Origin of the sequence: Pseudanabaena sp. BC1403 (genome assembly GCF_002914585.1) — a bacterium.
In the GTDB taxonomy this organism is placed as follows: Bacteria; Cyanobacteriota; Cyanobacteriia; order Pseudanabaenales; family Pseudanabaenaceae; genus Pseudanabaena.
Window position 1 is genome coordinate 1 of record NZ_PDDM01000073.1, and the last position, 1,038, is coordinate 1,038.

Here is a 1,038-nt window from a genome sequence, read left to right on the forward strand (position 1 = left end):
GGCGTTGTTGCATGAATAAAAAGAAGCCAAAAGATGGAGGATCTTAGGATAGACAATTAACGAACAACAGAACAGGAGACAGGTTTAGCAAGTTGAATCATCCGATTGAGCGCAGCACATTTGATGAACAACTCAACCGCCTGATTGTCAAATTTACGAGAACATAAAGTACCACCAAAGATTTTTTTGAACCGAAACATCGTCGTTTCTGCCAAAGAACGTCGATGATAACCTGAGTCACGTTTCCATTTTTTACGCCCATGTTTACGGATATAGCGCAGGTTTTGGTCACGGGGATGAGGAGGAGCATTGGTATTGCCATGCTGCCAGATTTTGGCATCTTTGCGCGGAGGAATCACGGCTTTAGCGCCATGTTGAGCAATCTCGTCATAACAATGGCGATGGTCATAAGCTCCATCTGCGGAAACTTGAGCGATTTCAGCATCAATCCCTTCGAGAATATCCGCAAGTACTTCTCCATCGTGGCAATCATTCGTGGTGACGACCGCAGCCAGTATTTCTCCTGTTGATTCATCGGCTCCTAGGTGTAATTTACGCCATGTCCGTCTCTTACTAATCCCATGCTGCCGTGTTTTCCATTCCCCTTCGCCGTAAACTTTGATCCCTGTCGAATCAACTACTAAATGCACTGCCCCTTGTTTCGGGATTACTGGTAATGTCACGCTTAAACTTGCTGTCCGTCTTGATACGGTGCTGTGGTCTGGCACTGGTAAATCTATGCCCATCAAGGTAAATAGTGACTCTAACAATCCTTGCGTTTGTCTTCCTGCTTGGTGGTATACAGCTTTTACGGTGATAAATGTTGCTATTGCTATATCGCTATAGTCTTTGGATGCTCCCCGTTTTCCACTTAATGTTTGATTTAACCATCCTTCGATTACTTCTTCGCTAATCCAAAAAGTCAGGCTTCCTCTTTGTTTCAGCCCTGCGTTATACTCTGACCAGTTGCGGATCTGATATTGCTGTTTCATTTGTTACGGTTTCATCTCCTGATTAATATCTAATTTACCTTCCCCT

The 1,038-nt window shown here is 44.1% G+C and carries 1 protein-coding gene; it reads right to left on the bottom strand.

Annotation, left to right across the window (positions count from 1 at the left end; translation table 11 throughout):
• Positions 1–56: 56 nt before the first annotated feature.
• Positions 57–992, bottom strand: a complete 936-nt coding sequence (locus CQ839_RS24615; RefSeq protein WP_103670935.1) for an IS5 family transposase — start codon at positions 990–992, stop codon at positions 57–59.
• Between the last annotated feature and the right edge of the window lie 46 nt (positions 993–1,038).

What these genes read in the sequence shown, in the direction of transcription:
- CQ839_RS24615 (WP_103670935.1), bottom strand. Translation starts at nt 992, where the DNA reads ATGAAACAGCAATATCAGATCCGCAACTGGTCAGAGTATAACGCAGGG.